This window comes from Pseudomonas sp. FW305-28 (genome assembly GCF_017351395.1).
Taxonomy (GTDB): Bacteria; Pseudomonadota; Gammaproteobacteria; order Pseudomonadales; family Pseudomonadaceae; genus Aquipseudomonas; species Aquipseudomonas fluorescens_AA.
Genome location: NZ_JACNDD010000007.1, coordinates 42,601 through 59,992 on the forward strand (window position 1 = coordinate 42,601; position 17,392 = coordinate 59,992).

15 protein-coding genes and 1 other RNA gene are annotated in these 17,392 nt (G+C 60.2%); 11 read left to right on the forward strand and 5 right to left on the reverse strand.

The annotated features are described in order from the left end of the window. Window positions 1-174: 174 nt before the first annotated feature. Window positions 175-1,848, forward strand: coding sequence for a DNA repair protein RecN (recN, locus tag J4E53_RS03245; RefSeq protein ID WP_103308363.1), 1,674 nt, complete (start codon window positions 175-177; stop codon window positions 1,846-1,848). 75 nt (window positions 1,849-1,923) lie between these two features. Here the strand turns inward: recN and fur are convergent, their stop codons facing one another. Then, a complete protein-coding gene (gene fur / locus J4E53_RS03250; protein ID WP_003197684.1) occupies window positions 1,924-2,328 on the reverse strand; it encodes a ferric iron uptake transcriptional regulator in 405 nt (134 codons plus the stop codon). A 97-nt stretch (window positions 2,329-2,425) separates the two neighbouring features. On the opposite strand from fur, the gene J4E53_RS03255 reads away from it, so the two are divergent. Further along, window positions 2,426-2,953, forward strand: coding sequence for an outer membrane protein assembly factor BamE (locus J4E53_RS03255; protein WP_060739229.1), 528 nt, complete (start codon window positions 2,426-2,428; stop codon window positions 2,951-2,953). Between the two features lie 59 nt (window positions 2,954-3,012). Here the strand turns inward: J4E53_RS03255 and J4E53_RS03260 are convergent, their stop codons facing one another. Genes J4E53_RS03260 through J4E53_RS03270 form a run of 3 tightly spaced genes read right to left on the reverse strand, consistent with a single transcriptional unit; the run spans window position 3,013 to window position 5,166 of the window. After that, window positions 3,013-3,315: an RnfH family protein gene (locus tag J4E53_RS03260; RefSeq protein ID WP_060739230.1), complete on the reverse strand. Its 303-nt coding sequence runs from the start codon at window positions 3,313-3,315 to the stop codon at window positions 3,013-3,015. Next, window positions 3,312-3,755, reverse strand: coding sequence for a type II toxin-antitoxin system RatA family toxin (locus J4E53_RS03265; protein WP_060739231.1), 444 nt, complete (start codon window positions 3,753-3,755; stop codon window positions 3,312-3,314). The genes J4E53_RS03260 and J4E53_RS03265 overlap by 4 nt, the downstream gene beginning before the upstream one ends. A gap of 7 nt (window positions 3,756-3,762) precedes the next feature. Next, the gene (locus J4E53_RS03270) at window positions 3,763-5,166 is read right to left on the reverse strand and encodes a sodium-dependent transporter (RefSeq protein WP_072411349.1); all 1,404 of its coding nucleotides are present in this window, start codon (window positions 5,164-5,166) and stop codon (window positions 3,763-3,765) included. A gap of 118 nt (window positions 5,167-5,284) precedes the next feature. Here J4E53_RS03270 and smpB point away from each other — a divergent pair, with 118 nt between their 5' ends. Continuing rightward, window positions 5,285-5,767, forward strand: coding sequence for an SsrA-binding protein SmpB (gene smpB / locus J4E53_RS03275; RefSeq protein ID WP_042730880.1), 483 nt, complete (start codon window positions 5,285-5,287; stop codon window positions 5,765-5,767). 195 nt (window positions 5,768-5,962) lie between these two features. Here smpB and J4E53_RS03280 read toward each other — a convergent pair whose 3' ends face one another. Continuing rightward, window positions 5,963-6,730 (reverse strand): FCD domain-containing protein, encoded by a 768-nt coding sequence (locus J4E53_RS03280; RefSeq protein ID WP_103308923.1) that lies wholly within the window; start codon window positions 6,728-6,730, stop codon window positions 5,963-5,965. Window positions 6,731-6,993: 263 nt separating this feature from the next. Here J4E53_RS03280 and J4E53_RS03285 point away from each other — a divergent pair, with 263 nt between their 5' ends. The 8 genes from J4E53_RS03285 to J4E53_RS03320 all read left to right on the forward strand — a co-directional run bounded on the left by J4E53_RS03285 (window position 6,994) and on the right by J4E53_RS03320 (window position 16,982). Further along, on the forward strand, window positions 6,994-8,688 hold the full coding sequence (locus J4E53_RS03285; protein ID WP_103308925.1) for a lactate permease LctP family transporter: 1,695 nt from the start codon (window positions 6,994-6,996) through the stop codon (window positions 8,686-8,688). A gap of 150 nt (window positions 8,689-8,838) precedes the next feature. Then, entirely contained in the window at window positions 8,839-9,663 is an 825-nt protein-coding gene (locus J4E53_RS03290; RefSeq protein ID WP_103308922.1) for a (Fe-S)-binding protein, read from the forward strand. After that, window positions 9,660-11,129 (forward strand): LutB/LldF family L-lactate oxidation iron-sulfur protein, encoded by a 1,470-nt coding sequence (locus J4E53_RS03295; RefSeq protein ID WP_103308921.1) that lies wholly within the window; start codon window positions 9,660-9,662, stop codon window positions 11,127-11,129. Before J4E53_RS03290 ends, J4E53_RS03295 begins: the two co-directional genes overlap by 4 nt. Beyond that, a complete protein-coding gene (locus J4E53_RS03300; protein WP_103308920.1) occupies window positions 11,126-11,797 on the forward strand; it encodes a lactate utilization protein C in 672 nt (223 codons plus the stop codon). Before J4E53_RS03295 ends, J4E53_RS03300 begins: the two co-directional genes overlap by 4 nt. Further along, window positions 11,794-14,661, forward strand: a complete 2,868-nt coding sequence (locus J4E53_RS03305; RefSeq protein WP_103308919.1) for an FAD-binding and (Fe-S)-binding domain-containing protein — start codon at window positions 11,794-11,796, stop codon at window positions 14,659-14,661. The genes J4E53_RS03300 and J4E53_RS03305 overlap by 4 nt, the downstream gene beginning before the upstream one ends. Before the next feature lie 96 nt (window positions 14,662-14,757). Beyond that, on the forward strand, window positions 14,758-15,045 hold the full coding sequence (locus J4E53_RS03310) for a hypothetical protein (RefSeq protein ID WP_060739237.1): 288 nt from the start codon (window positions 14,758-14,760) through the stop codon (window positions 15,043-15,045). Window positions 15,046-15,141: 96 nt separating this feature from the next. Next, window positions 15,142-15,538, forward strand: a transfer-messenger RNA (tmRNA) gene (ssrA, locus tag J4E53_RS03315). A 187-nt stretch (window positions 15,539-15,725) separates the two neighbouring features. After that, on the forward strand, window positions 15,726-16,982 hold the full coding sequence (locus J4E53_RS03320; protein WP_103308918.1) for an integrase domain-containing protein: 1,257 nt from the start codon (window positions 15,726-15,728) through the stop codon (window positions 16,980-16,982). Window positions 16,983-17,392 lie beyond the last annotated feature (410 nt).

Below are 17,392 nucleotides of genomic sequence, written 5' to 3' on the forward strand. Positions count from 1 at the left end.
TTTCCAGCTTCAAGGGCCAACTGACGAATTAACCTTACAAAAAGCAGCTGCATAATCATTCCTCGCAGCGCTAAGCAAATCACTTTCCCAAGCAAATCGAGCTAAGCGCGGGCATTGTCAGGCCGAAACAAAACACTGTATAAATAACCAGACCTAAAGCCTGGGAGCGGCCTTATGCTAGTGCACCTGTCCGTACACAACTACGCCATCGTCGAACATCTCGACCTCGAACTCGATCGAGGCATGAGCGTGATCACCGGTGAAACCGGCGCGGGCAAGTCGATCATGCTCGACGCCCTGGGCCTGACGCTGGGTGACCGCGCCGACAGCGGCGTGGTGCGCCCCGGAGCGGACAAGGCCGACATCCTGGCGACGTTCGACCTGGTCGACATCCCCGAGGCCAGCGCCTGGCTGGCCGAACGCGACCTGGACACCGACGGCCTGTGCATCCTGCGCCGGGTCATCACCGCCGAAGGCCGCTCCCGAGGCTACATCAACGGCACACCCTGCCCCCTGGGCGATCTCAAGGCCCTCGGCGAACTGTTGATCGACATCCACAGCCAGCATGAACACCAATCCCTGCTCAAGACCGATACCCATCGTCGCCTGCTGGATGAATACGCCGGCGCCACCGACCTGGCCCGGCAAGTCCAACTGGCCGCCCAACGCTGGCGCCAGACTCGGCAGGAACTCGACCGCCTTTCCAACTCCGGCGACGAACAGCGTGCCCGTCACCAGCTATTGAGCTACCAGCTCGAAGAACTGGAGAACCTGTCCCTGGGCGAAAATGAACTGGAAGAACTGGAGCAGGAACACAAGAACCTGACCAACGCCGAAACCCTGCTGGGCATCTGCCGACAGGTGGTCGAACAATGCAGCGAGAGTGATTCGGGCAATGTGCTCAATGCCCTGACAGCGAGCCTGAACCGACTCTCCAGCGTGAACAATTCGGCGGGTTCCCTGAACGAAGCGACCAACCTGCTGACGAGCGCGCAGATCCAGGTCGAGGAAGCCGTTGGGGAACTGAACCGTTTCCTCGATCATTTCGATGCCGACCCGGCGCGCCTGCAGTACCTGGAAGAGCGCCTGGACACCATCTATACGCTGGCACGCAAGCACCGCATCCAGCCAACCGACGTTGCCGAACTCCAGCAGCGCCTGCTGGAAGAACTGGAAACCCTGAACGCCAACGATGAATCCATCGAGCGCCTGGGGGACGAACTGGCTTCTTATGCCCGTCATTACCAGGAAAAGGCCAAGGAGCTCAGTGAACTGCGGCGCCAGGCCGCGACAGGGCTGGCCAGTGCCGTGGAGCAGGAGATCCAGCGCCTGGGCATGCCGGGCGGACGCTTCACCATCGAGTTGCGCCCCAACGCTGGTGACGAGCTCCAACCCAATGGACTGGAACAGGTGGAACTGCTGGTCAGCGCCAACCCCGGGCAACCGCTCAAGGGCCTGGCCAAAGTCGCCTCCGGCGGTGAGTTGTCGCGAATCAGCCTGGCTATCCAGGTCATCACCGCGCAGACCTCTCGGGTGCCAACACTGGTATTCGACGAAGTGGACGTGGGCATCGGTGGTCCAACCGCGGAAATTGTCGGCCAGTTGCTGCGCCGACTGGGGGAACGCGGCCAGGTGCTGACCGTCACTCACCTGCCCCAGGTCGCCGCCCAGGGACACCAGCATTTATTCGTGCACAAAGTGCGTGGCGAGGACGCGACTCGCACCGCCGTGTCCAAACTCAACAAAAACGAGCGAGTGGAGGAGGTGGCGCGAATGCTCGGGGGTATCGACCTCACCAAGGAATCTCTGGCCCACGCGAAAAAAATGGTCGTTACCGCCAAAATCTGAGAGCGACAGAAAGCACGAAGGCGACCCTGGGGTCGCCTTCGTTCGTTTCGCGAACCTCAAGTCCGCGCGACATGCTTACTTTTTCTTGCGTACGTACAGCACAAGATTGTGATCAACCATCTCGAAACCATACTTGTCGACGATTGCTTTCTGCAGCCGCTCGATTTCTTCGTCGAAGAATTCGATGACTTCACTGGTCTCGACGTTGACCATATGGTCGTGATGCTTGCCATCGTCCAGCTCGAAGACCGCATGGCCTCCGTCGAAGTTGTGTCGCACCACAAGGCCAGCTGCCTCGAACTGGGTCAGAACACGGTAAACCGTGGCCAGACCGACGTCCTCGCCAGCCTCCATAAGCGCCTTGTAGACATCCTCGGCACTCATGTGGCGTTGCTCTGCGGAATCGAGCATTTGTAGAATCTTGACCCGTGGCAGGGTCACTTTGAGGCCGGCTTTGCGTAGTTCGCTATTTTCAACCATGGTCAGCTTTCTCGCGATGCTGCTTCGCAGCTTCTCTTAATGCGGGTATGATCGGCGTTTACGTTGTCCCAGCCAAGATAGTGGAAGTCGCCCACCGATGCAAAACACCAAGCTCTTGCTAACCAGTTTCACCTTTGTGGGACTGCTCGCACTCGCCGGTTGTTCATTCCCCGGGGTTTACAAAATCGACATCCAGCAGGGCAATGTCGTCACGCAGGACATGATAGACCAGTTACGCCCGGGAATGACCCGCCGGCAAGTACGGTTTATCATGGGTAACCCTCTGCTGACCGACACGTTCCATGCCGATCGCTGGGATTATCTGTACAGCTTGCAGCCTGGCGGCGGTGAGCGCCAACAGGAACGCATCAGCGTTATCTTCAGTCCTGACGACCAACTTGTCAGCCTGTCGGGCGATTTCATGCCTGGCGTGAGCCGCGACGAGGCCATCATGGGCAAGGACAGCGGCACCACCGTGACCGATCCGACCCAGAACGCCGAACAGCCGAAACCGGAAAAACCGGTCAAGCCAGGTTCGTTGCTGGACCAGATCCAGAAGGACGTGGACAAAGTCGAGACCGTACCGGTCCCGACACCAGAGCCGCTGGACACCTCGCCGCAATAAATTGCGACATGAAAAAACCCGGCATGCCGGGTTTTTTATTGCCTGCCATTCAAGCCAGGTCATTGCTCCGATTGTCGCGCCTGGGCAGCCTTGGCCGCGCGCAGGCGACGAATTTCCTTCGGATCAGCCAACAAAGGTCGATAAATCTCCAATCGATCCGCCGCTTGCACCACTTGATTAGCCGGATCGGCAACCACCTTGCCAAAAATCCCCACCGGGCACGTCGCCAGGTCCAGCTCCGGGAATGCATCGGCAATCCCCGAGCCCAGCAGTGCCGCGCGAACACTGGTGCCTTCCTGCACCATGCACGTGCGCAAGACCTGGCGGTCCACCGCGGCATACACCACTTCTATCTCAATCAACGCTTGAGCTCTGCATTCTGCTTGGCCCGCTGGCAGAACGCGTCAACCAGCGTATTGGCGGCCTGATTGAACAGCGGCCCCAACGTCGCTCGCACCAGCGGACCGGCGTAGTCGAACGACAGGTCCAGGCTGATCTTGCAGGCCTTCTCACCCAACGGCTTGAACACCCAGACGCCGTGGAGCTGGTTGAAGGGCCCCTCTTCCAGGTTCATTTCGATGGACTGCCCCGGCACCAGCGTATTACGCGTGACGAAGCGCTGGCTCAAGCCACTCTTGGCAATGTTGAGGCTGGCGCGCATCTGGGTTTCGGAGCTTTCCAGCACCTCGGCGGATGAGCACCACGGCAAGAACTCCGGATAGCTCGCCACGTCGTTGACCAGGTCATACAGCGCCTGCGCCGGGTAGGGCAGCAAGGCCGAGCGTTGAATATGTGTCGTCATGTAAGCGTCACTTCCACAGCTGGGCGGCAAACACTACGAGAATGCCGATGGGCGCCACATAGCGCATCAAGAACAGGCTCAAGGCAAACAATACCGGGCTGCGCAGCGACAGTTCATCACGCACTGCTTCACGCCCCATGACCCATCCTGCAAACACCACGAAACACAAACCACCCAATGGCAGCATGATCCGTGATGTGAAGAAATCAATCACACCGAAGAAATCCAGCCCTCCGGTCGCCCCCCACTGATAGAGATGGAACAGCCCGCCTTCGTTCACGAAAAACTTCGCTTGCTTCCATATATTGAAGGAAAACACCGTACCCAGGCCGACAAACCAGCAAGTGAAAGCCAGCCAGAACGTCACCCAGGCGCGGCTGATGCGGGTCCGCTCAACCAAGTAAGCCACCATCGGCTCCAACAGGGAAATGGCCGAACTCCAGGCCGCGATGGCCACCAGCACAAAAAACACCACGCCCATCACTTGGCCGAAAGCCATGCTGCCGAAGGCGAAGGGCAGGCTGACAAACATCAACCCCGGCCCCTCACTGGGGTTCAGGCCTGCGGCGAACACAATCGGAAACAATGCCACACCCGCCAGCAGCGACACGAAAGTGTCCAGCAGCGCGACGCCAAAGACGGTTCGGGTCAGGGAGGCGTTCTTGGGCATGTAGGCGCCGTAGATCATGATCGAACCGACCCCGACGCTCAGGGAGAAAAACGCATGCCCCATGGCCGGCAGCAGGCCGTCCAGGACTTTCTCCGGCTGGAAGTCGAACATGAAATGCACGCCTTCCATGAAATGCCCGGTGGTCATGCTGTAGCCCAGCAGCACCAGGATCATCACGAACAGCAATGGCATCATGATCCGCAGGCTGCGCTCGAGCCCGGCCACCACGCCCCGGGCAATCACCACCGCCGAGAGGACCATGAAGATCGTGTGCCAAAGGGTCAGCCTCCAGGGATCGGCGATCACATTGCCGAAGTAGGCGCCCACCTGATCCGGCGTGGCCCCTTGGAAATCCCCGCGCCCCATGTCGATGATGTAGTCCAGGGACCAGCCACCGACCACGCTATAGAAAGACAGGATCAACAGCGCCGTGATCATCCCGGCGAAGGCGCCCCACGACCACTTGGTCGAATGTCCAGCCTCTACCGCCAGTACCTTCAGGGCATTGGCCGGGCTTTGTCGGGCCCGACGCCCGATCAGCGTCTCGGCCAGCATCACCGGTGCGCCGATGAGCGCGATGCACGCCAGGAACATCAACACGAAGGCGCCGCCACCGTAGACGCCGACCATGTACGGAAACTTCCAGATACTACCCAGCCCCACGGCAGAACCGGTCGCCGCGAGTATGAAGACCCAGCGGCTAGCCCAACTGCCGTGGACAGAAACCTTGTCTGTCGACATCGTGATCACGCCCAAGCGTTCAAAAAAGAAGCCGCATTGTCCGGGATTCACTCAACGTGCTCAAGCACGCAGGTTCACCGTAGCCGACACGCCCGCAACTGCCTATAATGCCGCCCCTATGGCTAAACAGAAGAAACACCCCACAGGGACCATCGCGCAAAATAAAAAGGCGCGACACGATTACTTCATCGAACAGCGTTTCGAGGCTGGCATGGTCCTGGCCGGCTGGGAAGTAAAGAGCTTGCGTGCTGGCAAGGCGCAGTTGGTCGACAGTTATGTACTGCTCAAGGACGGCGAGGCCTGGCTGCTGGGCAGCCATATCACGCCGCTGACCACCGCCAGCACCCACGTGATTGCCGACCCGGTGCGCTCGCGCAAGCTGCTGCTCAACAAGCGCGAGCTGGAAAAGCTCTTCGCCTCCGTGCAGCAGAAGGGCTACACCTGCGTCTGCACGTCGTTGTACTGGAGCAAGCACCTGATCAAGTGCGAAATTGCCCTGGGCAAGGGCAAGAAGGAGTACGACAAGCGCGATACCGAACGCGAACGCGACGCCGGCCGCGAGCTGCAGCGTGCGGTGCGCAACAAGGGCAAGGAAGACTGATTCTTTCGTCCTTGGGACCGCTATCGCGAGCAAGCTCGCTCCCACAGGATCACGGCGATACGCAAACCCTGCGGTCACCGAAGATCCAATTGTGGGAGCGAGCTTGCTCGCGATGGCGTCGACTCATTCAACATTGATGGGTCAGACTGACCGCATTCGCGAGCAAGCTCGCTCCCACAGGCTTCGCAAGCACGCTCACATCCCCTTGCGCCGCTCCGCCCGCGCCACCCGCTGCACTTCCTGGCGCACCTCCTCCAAGACTTCCTGCACATACAAGATATGTCGGCTGGACACTTCCCGCGCCTGTTCGGCATGCCCGTCCATAATGGCCTGGTACAACTCCCGATGCTGGCTGATCAGCATGTCGCGGGTTTCACTGCGCTGCTTGTACATGCCGCCGATGTTGGTGACGACGTTGCGCTTGAGCAGGTCGAACAAGCCCCGAATGGTGTGCAGCAAGACTGCGTTATGACTGGCCTCGGCGATCGCCAGATGGAACCGGGCATCTGCCGCGCCCTCCTCCGCCCGGCTGACCTCGTCGTGGCGCGAGTAACAATCCTGCAGCTCGCCGAAGGCTGCTGTCAGCCGTTCGCGATCCACATCCGTGGCCCGTTGTGCCGCGTAATACGCACAGGACGCCTCCAGGGTGTGGCGGAACTCCAGCAAGTCACGTTGCGCTTCGGGATTGCTTTCCAGCAGTTGCAGCAGCGGATCGCTGAATGTCGAGCCCAGTGACTCGACGACATAGTTACCGCCGCCCTGGCGACTGACGAGCAAGCCCTTCGCGGCCAGTTTCTGGATCGCCTCGCGCAATGAAGGACGTGACACGCCGAACTGTTCGGCCAGGGTCCGTTCGGCCGGCAGGCGCTCGCCGGACTTCAGCGTGCCCTCAAGGATCATGCCTTCAAGCCGCTCGACAATATCGTCAGACAAACGGCGCTGACGAATCTGATCAAACCCCATAACTCAATTCTCCACGATCCCGACGGCTCGCCGGGCTCTCTATTCTGGCCCATCCGGGCCGTACCTACACCCACCAAAAGCCATTTGTTCGAACGGATCAGATGCACTCTGCACCGCTTATTCGACGAAAGTTTCAGGGCGGCAAATTGACACACGACAACCAAGGCTTTTACCCTAGCCAACAGCGCTTGTAAATTGGTATTACCAATTAACCAAATCCGCTGACCAGTGCCTGACCAACAACAATTAGGGGCCCACCCATGATGCAAACCTGGCAACAGCTCTACAGCCCGCTCGGCAGCCTCGGCTTGTCCGCACTCGCGGCCGTTATTCCCATCGTATTTTTCTTCCTGGCCTTGGCGGTGTTTCGCCTCAAGGGCCATGTGGCCGGCAGCATCACCTTGGCCCTGGCGATTGCCGTGGCGATTTTCGCGTTCAACATGCCCGCCGACATGGCCTTCGCCGCCGCCGGCTATGGCTTTGCCTACGGCCTGTGGCCCATCGCCTGGATCATCGTCGCCGCGGTGTTTCTCTACAAACTGACCGTCAAGAGCGGCCAGTTCGAGGTGATTCGCAGCTCGGTGCTGTCGATTACCGATGACCAACGCCTGCAAGTGCTGTTGATCGGTTTCTGCTTCGGCGCATTCCTGGAAGGTGCCGCCGGCTTCGGCGCACCCGTGGCGATCACCGCCGCACTGCTGGTCGGCCTGGGCTTCAACCCCCTGTACGCCGCGGGCCTGTGCCTGATCGCCAACACGGCCCCGGTGGCGTTCGGCGCCCTGGGCATTCCGATCATCGTGGCCGGCCAGGTCACCGGAATCGATGCCTTCAAGATCGGCGCCATGACCGGTCGCCAACTGCCCCTGTTGTCGCTGTTCGTACCGTTCTGGCTGGTGTTCATGATGGACGGCCTGCGCGGCGTGCGGGAAACCTGGCCAGCAGCGCTGGTGGCCGGCTTGAGTTTCGCCATCACCCAGTACTTCACCTCCAACTTCATCGGCCCGGAACTGCCGGACATCACCTCGGCCCTGGCCAGCCTGATTTCCCTGACCCTGTTCCTGAAAGTCTGGCAGCCCAAGCGCACCGCCGGCGCCCAGATTGCCGGCGCGACTTCCAGCGCAACGGTCACCGCCAGCGTCGGCGGTTTCGGCCAGCCGCGCAGCACCGTGGCTTCGCCCTACAGCCTGGGGGAAATCATCAAGGCCTGGTCGCCGTTCCTGATCCTGACCGTGCTGGTGACGATCTGGACCCTCAAGCCGTTCAAGGCCATGTTCGCCGCGGGCGGCTCGATGTACGGCTGGGTGTTCAACTTCGCCATCCCGCACCTGGACCAGATGGTGATCAAGGTCGCCCCCATCGTGCTCAACCCCACCGCCATCCCGGCTGTGTTCAAGCTTGATCCGATTTCCGCCACCGGCACGGCGATTTTCTTCTCCGCACTGATCTCGATGCTGGTACTGAAGATCAACATCAAAACTGGTCTTACCACTTTTAAAGAGACGCTTTTCGAGCTGCGCTGGCCGATCCTGTCCATCGGCATGGTGCTGGCCTTCGCCTTCGTCACCAACTACTCGGGCATGTCGTCGACCATGGCCCTGGTGCTGGCCGGCACGGGCGCAGCGTTCCCGTTCTTCTCGCCATTCCTGGGTTGGCTGGGCGTGTTCCTGACCGGTTCCGATACCTCGTCCAACGCGCTGTTCAGCTCGCTGCAAGCCACCACCGCGCACCAGATCGGCGTCAACGACACCTTGCTCGTCGCGGCGAACACCAGCGGCGGCGTCACCGGCAAGATGATTTCACCACAATCGATCGCGGTGGCCTGCGCGGCGACCGGGCTGGTGGGCAAGGAATCGGATCTGTTCCGTTTCACCCTCAAACACAGCCTATTCTTTGCAACGATTGTCGGCCTGATCACGTTGGCCCAGGCCTACTGGTTTACCGGCATGCTGGTTCATTAAGTCCTACACGCGATACTGGAAAAACCGACGCCGAACCGTGATTCGGCGTCTGCTATTCACAACCGGGTCTGCAAGGCTGCTGAAAGATTTCCTGGCTATATTCAGCAGCCTCAGCGGACGGATAACCGGGACCACCCGGAGACACGCCTGATGAGCGAGCTTTTTTACAACGCCGTACCGAACGCGACCCGTGTCGCCCCGCCCTTGCCCGAACCTCGGCAATACCCCAGCGAGAAGCCGCGTCGGGTCTACCTGTTCGGCACGTGCGTGGTGGACCTGTTCTATCCCGAAGCCGGGATGGATGCGATTCATCTGCTGGAACGCGAAGGGATCCGGGTGGACTACCCGCAAGGGCAAAGTTGCTGCGGACAACCGGCCTACACCTCGGGGTACACCGAGCAGGCGCGGACGGTGGCACGGTCGCAACTGGCCCTGTTTGCCGAAGACTTTCCGGTGGTGGTGCCCTCGGGTTCCTGCGCCGGCATGCTGCGCGAGCATTACGCCGACCTGTTCAAGGACGAGCCGGAGACCCTCAAACAGGTGCAGGCCCTGGCGGCCCGGACCTATGAACTGGCCGAGTTCCTGCTGTTGGTCTGCAAGGTGCAGTTGAACGACAGCGGCGAGCCGGTGAAGGTCGCGCTGCATACGTCTTGCTCGGCACGGCGTGAGATGAATACCCACTTGCACGGCCGCGCGTTGTTGGCGCAGTTGCGTAATGTGGAGCGAGTCGAACACAGCCACGAAAGCGAGTGCTGTGGGTTTGGCGGGACGTTCAGTGTCCGCATGCCGGATATTTCCGGCGCGATGGTGGCCGACAAGACCCGGGCGCTGAAGGAATCCGGCGCACATCAGGTCCTCAGCGCCGACTGCGGTTGCTTGATGAACATCAACGGCGCATTGGAAAAACAGCAGGAGGCGTTGCGCGGCAAGCACCTGGCAAGCTTCCTCTGGCAGCGTACCGGAGGTGCCGCATGAGCACGCCGACGCTGATCCCCACCGTTGAAGTACCGGTTGAGGCGCAGGAAGATTTTCGCGCCCGGGCCCACAAGGCCCTGGACGACACGCAACTGCGAAACAACTTTCGCAGCGCGATGGATTCACTGATGACCAAGCGGGCAGCGTCCTTCAGCGATGCCCACGAAAGAGAACACCTGCGGGTGCTGGGCAATGCCGTCCGCGCCCGTGCGCTATCCAAGCTGCCCGACCTGCTCGAGCAACTGGAAACCAACCTGACCCGCAACGGTGTGAACGTGCACTGGGCGGAGACGGTGGACGAAGCCAATGGCATCGTCCTCTCGATCATCCGCGCTCACGAGGCGCGGCAAGTGATCAAGGGCAAATCGATGGTCAGCGAAGAGATGGAGATGAACCATTTCCTCGAGGCTCGGGACATTGAATGTCTCGAATCCGACATGGGGGAATACATCGTCCAGCTCGACCACGAGAAGCCTTCACACATCATTATGCCGGCGATCCACAAGAATGCCGGTCAGGTCGCGTCCTTGTTCCACGACAAACTCGGCGTGGAGTACACCAAGGACGTCGACCAACTCATTCAGATCGGTCGCAAGGTATTGCGGCAGAAATTCTTCGAAGCCGACATCGGCGTCTCCGGCGTCAACTTCGCCGTCGCCGAAACCGGCACGCTGCTGCTGGTGGAAAACGAAGGCAATGGGCGGATGTCCACCACCGTGCCGCCGGTGCACATCGCCGTGACCGGTATTGAAAAAGTGGTGGAGAACCTGCGCGATGTCGTGCCACTGCTCTCGCTGCTGACCCGCTCGGCCCTCGGCCAGCCCATCACGACCTACGTCAACATGATCTCCGGGCCACGCAAGGCCGATGAGCTGGACGGTCCCCAGGAAGTCCACCTGGTCCTGCTCGATAACGGCCGCAGCCAGGCGTTTGCCGACAGCGAACTGCGCCAGACGCTGAACTGCATTCGCTGCGGCGCCTGTATGAATCATTGCCCGGTCTATACCCGAATCGGCGGCCATGCCTACGGCGAGGTGTACCCGGGGCCTATCGGAAAAATCATCACGCCGCACATGGTCGGCCTGGCCAAGGTGCCGGACCACCCGAGCGCCTCTTCGCTGTGCGGCGCCTGTGGTGAAGTGTGTCCGGTGAAGATTCCGATCCCCGCGCTGCTGCGGCGACTGCGGGAAGAAAACGTCAAGGCGCCGGACAGCCCGAACCAGGTGATGCGCGGCCAGGGCAGCAAATACTCGCCCAAGGAGCGCTTCATCTGGAATGCCTGGGCCTGGCTCAACAGCTCGCCGCGGCTGTACCGACTGTTCGGGTTCCTCGCCACGCGCTTGCGCGCCCTGATACCCAAAAACGTCGGCCCATGGACCCAGAACCACAGCGCCCCCCAACCCGCCGCCCGCTCATTGCATGACCTGGCCCGCGAACACCTGAACCAGCAGGGAGACCGCCAATGAGCGCCAAGGAAAATATCCTCGCCAAGCTGCGTAAAAGCCTGACGGGCACCACGCCGGTTGCCGACAATTTCGATGTCGAACTGGTGACGCAAACCTATCGCTACGCGCCGGAGGAACGCATTCCTCAGTTGCGCAAGCTGATGGAGGCGGTGCACACGGAAATCCATCTGACGTCCGAGGACGGCTGGCCGGCCCTGCTCGCGCAATTGCTGCGCGACCGTCAATTGCCGAGCCTGCTCATCGCCCCGACCACCGCACACGGGAAAAAAATCGCACAGTTCTGGGCGAACAATCCGGACCTGCCCACTCTCAAGGCTTACGACCGACCGATAGAGGAATGGAAAGCCGAGTTGTTCAACGACACCCCGGCCAGCCTCACGGGAACCCTCGGCGCCATTGCCGCCACCGGCAGCCTGATTCTGTGGCCAACGCTGGAAGAGCCACGGCTGATGAGCCTGGTGCCACCGGTGCATTTCGCCCTGCTCAAGGCCAGCGAAATCCGCGACAACTTTTATGAAGTGCAACAGGAATTCGAGTGGGCCCAAGGCATGCCCACCAATGCCCTGCTGGTGTCCGGCCCGTCGAAAACCGCCGACATCGAACAAGTCCTGGCCTATGGCGCCCATGGTCCGAAGGATCTGGTGGTCTTGATTCTGGAGGACCAATGACCCTTCCGACCCCTTTCCTGCGCGACGTCCAACAGCTGATCCCACAGAAGCGACGTTTCGACGATCCCTTGTCGACCTTGGCCTTCGGCACCGACGCAAGTTTCTATCGGCTGATTCCGAAACTGGTGGTACGCGTCGAGTCCGAAGATGAAGTGATTGCCCTGCTGAAACTGGCCCAACGGGACCAGGTCCCGGTCACGTTCCGCGCCGCCGGCACCAGCCTGTCCGGCCAAGCCATCAGCGACTCGGTACTGATTGTGCTGGGGGATAACTGGAACGGTCGCGAGATTCGCGAACAAGGCACGCAGATTCGTTTGCAGCCCGGCGTGATCGGCGCCCAGGCCAACGCCTGGCTGGCTCCGTTCGGGCGCAAGATCGGCCCTGATCCGGCGTCGATCAACGCCTGCAAGATCGGCGGCATCGTCGCCAACAACGCCAGCGGCATGTGCTGCGGCACCGCGCAGAACACCTATCACACCCTGGCCGGCATCCGCCTGGTACTGGCCGATGGCACACGCCTGGACACCGAAGACAACAACAGCGTGGCGGCTTTTCGTACAAGCCATGGCGAACTGTTGGAACGCCTGGCCACCCTCGGTCGCGAAACCCGCGCCAACACCGAATTGGCCGCCCGAATTCGTCACAAATACCGTCTGAAAAATACCACCGGCCTGTCACTCAATGCCCTGGTGGATTTCGACGAGCCTGTGGATATCTTGAGCCACCTGTTGGTGGGCTCCGAAGGCACCCTCGGCTTCATCAGTGCGGTGACCTACAACACCGTCATCGACCATCCGAACAAGGCGTCGGCGCTGATCGTATTCCCGGATGTGGAAACCTGCTGCAACGCCGTCACCGTGCTGAAAAGCCAGCCGGTATCGGCCGTGGAACTGCTGGACCGCCGCAGCCTGCGCTCGGTGCAGGACAAACCGGGCATGCCGGATTTCGTACAGCATCTGTCGATTAATGCCTGCGCCTTGCTGATCGAATCCCGCGCGGCTTCTTCGTCATTACTACAAGAACAGCTGGCCCGCATCATGACCTCCCTGACCGGCTTTCCGGTGGAAAAACAGGTCGACTTTACCGAAGACCCACGGGAAAACGCCCGGCTCTGGGCGATCCGCAAAGACACCTTTCCAGCCGTGGGGGCGGTACGCAAGACCGGGACCACGGTGATCATCGAAGACGTGACCTTTCCGGTGGAGCAACTGGCCCTCGGCGTGAACCGCCTGATCGAGTTGTTCGACAAACATCACTACGACGAAGCGATCCTTTTCGGACACGCGCTGGAGGGCAATCTGCACTTCGTCTTCACCCAGGGCTTCAACAGCGTCGAAGAAGTCGCACGCTACCAGGCGTTCATGGATGACGTGGCGCACTTGGTGGCAGTGGAATTCGGCGGCTCGCTGAAAGCCGAACACGGCACCGGGCGCAACATGGCCCCGTTCGTCGAGCTGGAATGGGGCAGTGATGCCTACCAGTTGATGTGGCAGCTCAAACGACTGCTCGACCCCAATGGCATCCTCAACCCGGACGTGGTGCTCAGCGAAGATCCGCAGATCCACCTCAAGCACCTCAAACCGCTGCCGGCCGCCGATGAGATCGTGGACAAGTGCATCGAATGCGGCTTCTGCGAGCCGGTGTGCCCGTCCAAAGACCTGACCTTGAGCCCGCGCCAGCGCATCGTCATCTGGCGGGACATCCAGGCGAAAAAACGCGCCGGCACGGACACCACCGAACTGGAACGTGCCTACCAATACCAGGGCATCGACACCTGCGCCGCCACGGGCCTGTGTGCGCAACGTTGCCCGGTAGGCATCAATACCGGCGAGCTGGTGAAAAAACTGCGCAGCCGCGACGCGACGAAGACGAAAACCGCCAACTGGATTGAAGGAAATTTCGCCACCACGCTGCAAGGCGCACGCTTTGCCCTGCACGTCGCCAACGGTGCGCGCATGCTGTTGGGCACTGCCCGCCTGGCGAAACTGTCGGCCTCGTTGACGCGCCTGTCCAAGGGCCAGGTGCCACAATGGACCAGCGCCATGCCGCAGCCGGAAAAGGCCATCCGTTTCAGCCCCACCGCGCCGGACGAACGCCCGCGCGTGGTGTACCTGGCGGCTTGCGTGTCGCGGGTCATGGGCCCGACGGCGGCAGACAAGGAGCAGATGTCGCTGTACGACAAAACCCGCAGCCTGCTGGAAAAGGCCGGCTACCAGGTGGTCTTTCCAGACAATGTGGACAGCCTCTGCTGCGGCCAACCCTTTGCTTCCAAAGGCTACACAGAACAGGCCGAGCACAAGCGCCAGGAACTGATCGGTGCCTTGCTGCATGCCAGTCGCGGCGGGCTCGACCCCATCTACTGCGACACCAGCCCCTGCACGCTACGGTTGGTCCAGGACCTTGGTGACGTGCGCCTGGACCTGTACGACCCGGTGCGCTTCATCCGTACCCATTTGGTGGAGCGTCTCGACTTCATCCCCCAAGAGGCGCCCATCGCCGTGCACGTCACCTGCAGCACGCAGCACCTCGGCGAAAGCCAGGCGCTGATCGACCTGGCGCGCAAGTGCAGTAAAAACGTGGTCATCCCCGAAGGCATCCATTGCTGCGGTTTCGCCGGCGACAAGGGCTTCACCACACCCGAGCTGAACGCCCACTCGCTGCGAACCCTCAAGGACGCGGTTCAATACTGCACCGAGGGCATTTCCACCAGCCGTACGTGTGAGATCGGTCTGACGCGTCATGGCGAAATCGACTACCACGGATTGGTGTATCTGGTGGACCGGGTGACACGCTCCAAAACCGCCACCATGGAAGGAGGGTCTCCGGTATCAGTTAAAAAATCGAATTCCTGCGATTCGTTGTAGTCACTTGAATAGGCCCGGTTCCGCTGGGCCATCTACCGACTCGGCCCGGCCGCGACTGTCCAGCGGCACCGAGACCATACGTTTAAGGAGATACACATGAAGCGCACCGCACTTGCTGGCTTGTTCATTTCCGCTGCGATGTTGGCCTCTCCGGTGTTTGCAGGGAGCCAGGATGACCTTTGCAAAATCAATCTGCAAAAGATCAGCGACGCCAAAGTCAGCACCGAGCAAATGAGCGAAGGTCTGAAGACCGACATCGACGCCACCGTTGGACAAGCCAAGGCTGAGCATGCCAAAGGCACCAAAGAAGGCACCGAAAATTGCATCTCGTTGACCAATCAGGCCATCCAGAAGCTACAGAACAACACCAAAGGCGGCCAGTGACACCGCAGTTGGCCAACCTTCGGGTTGGCCTCAGACACGGATTGGCGTACACTGCACATGCCTGCCGCTCCAACAGCTTCATGGAGCGACAGGTTCGGGGCCGTTTAGGATTCGACGCCGGTTGCGAAACTTTAGGTGCATGCCGAGTTGGTAACAGAACTCGTAAATCCACTGTTGCAACTTCTATAGTTGCCAATGACGAAAACTACGGCCAGGAATTCGCTATCGCTGCGTAAGCAGCCTTAGATCCTGAGCTTCTGGTACCTTCGGGTCCAGCAATCATTAGGGGATGTCCGTAAACCCAAAGTGATTGTCATATAGAACGGAATCGCCGTGCAGTACGTTGTGGACGAAGCGGCTAAAACTTACACAACTCGCCCAAAGCACCCTGCCCGTCGGGTCGCTGAGGGTTAACTTAATAGACACGGCTACGCATGTAGTACCGACAGCAGAGTACTGGCGGACGGGGGTTCAAATCCCCCCGGCTCCACCACTTCATCATCTAAAGACGTCCACGGACGTCTTTTTTTGTGCCTGAAACCCAGCAAATACGCGGCTTCCAGCGCTTTTGCGGTCTTTTGAGAGTTTTTGAATTCCAGCCATTCGGGTATTCCAGACGGTATTCCACCTCATCCGGTGCTAATCTTTGGAATACCGAATCAGTGCTTGAGGACAATCTCATGCCTGCTCAAAACCTCCGCCTCTCCGATCGACAGCTCAAGGGAGTCAAACCCGCGTCCAAGGATTATGTCCTCACGGACGGTGACGGTTTGCAGCTCCGGGTACGCAGCAACGGCTCGTTGCTGTGGAATTTCAACTACCGCGAACCGGTGACCAAGAAGCGCATCAACATCGGCTTCGGGACCTATCCCGAACTGTCACTGGCAAACGCACGAAAGAAGGCAGTCGAAGCCCGCGAGCTGCTCGCACAGGGCATTGATCCGAAGGTGCAGCGCAATACGCTGAATGAAGCCAAGCGCGCGGAAACGGAACACACCTTCGAGAACGTTGCCACCGCCTGGTTCGAGCTCAAGAAAGACTCGGTCACCCCGGCCTACGCCGAGGACATATGGCGGTCGCTCACGTTGCACGTGTTCCCCGACTTGAGTACGACGCCACTGGCGAAAATCACCGCGCCGATGGTGATCGGATTGCTGCGCCCAATCGAAGCGAAAGGCAGCCTGGAAACGGTGAAGCGTCTTAGCCAACGGCTTAACGAGATCATGACCTACGGCGTGAACTCAGGCCTGATCTTCGCCAACCCGCTCAGCGGTATCAGGGCGGTTTTCAAGAAGCCCAAGAAAGAGAACATGGCAGCGCTTCCGCCCGAAGAGCTCCCCGAGCTCATGCTGGAGATCGCGAACGCCAGCATCAAGCGCACGACCCGTTGCCTGATCGAATGGCAGTTGCACACGATGACTCGCCCTGCCGAGGCGGCGACTACTCGCTGGGCAGACATCGACTTTGAAAGGCGTGTCTGGACTATCCCTCCGGAGCGGATGAAGAAGCGCCGCCCACACAGTATCCCGTTGAGTGATCACGCTGTCGCACTGTTGGAGTCACTGAAGACTCACAGCGGCCATCGCGAATACGTCTTCCCGGCTGACAGAAATCCGCGTACACACGCCAATAGCCAGACCGCCAACATGGCGCTGAAACGCATGGGCTTCCAGGATCGGTTGGTCAGCCACGGCATGCGCTCGATGGCCAGCACCATCTTGAATGAACATGGGTGGGACCCGGAACTCATCGAAGTGGCACTGGCGCACGTCGACAAGGATGAGGTGCGCAGTGCCTACAACCGCGCTGACTACATTGAGCGCCGGCGTCCGATGATGGCCTGGTGGAGTGAGTACATCCAGAAAGCCGCCACCGGTAGCCTGCTTGCCTCAGCATACGGCCAAGTCAGAGACAAGAACGTGGTGCCGATCCGCTAACGCTGTACAGGCGCAATAACGGCGGCGACAGCAACTGAGCGCTCAAGATTCAGGCCAGCAGTCTCGTTTATCCGCTTGTAAGCGCGGGTCCTTCCAAACAGGGCTGCAAAGCCGCCCTGTTTGGAAGGACCTCACCTTGAAAAGCTAAAAGCCACGACGTTGTCCGGGGTTTACCACGGAACTCCATAGGTGGATAACCTCACTCCAAGTCCAGAGTAACGCTGAATTTCGGCCCTTGACCGGGTTTATCCACAGGCGTAGAACTGGCCGTGCAAGCGCTGTCGATGACAGCAACCCAGGTGGCCCGAACCTTGAAGGTCACGCCGCTCCCGCGGTGGTCCCCCCCAAAAGGCGATTCGCGTCCGGCAGCTCGCCCGGTCACCTCCCCGGTGATGGATGCCTACTTCAGA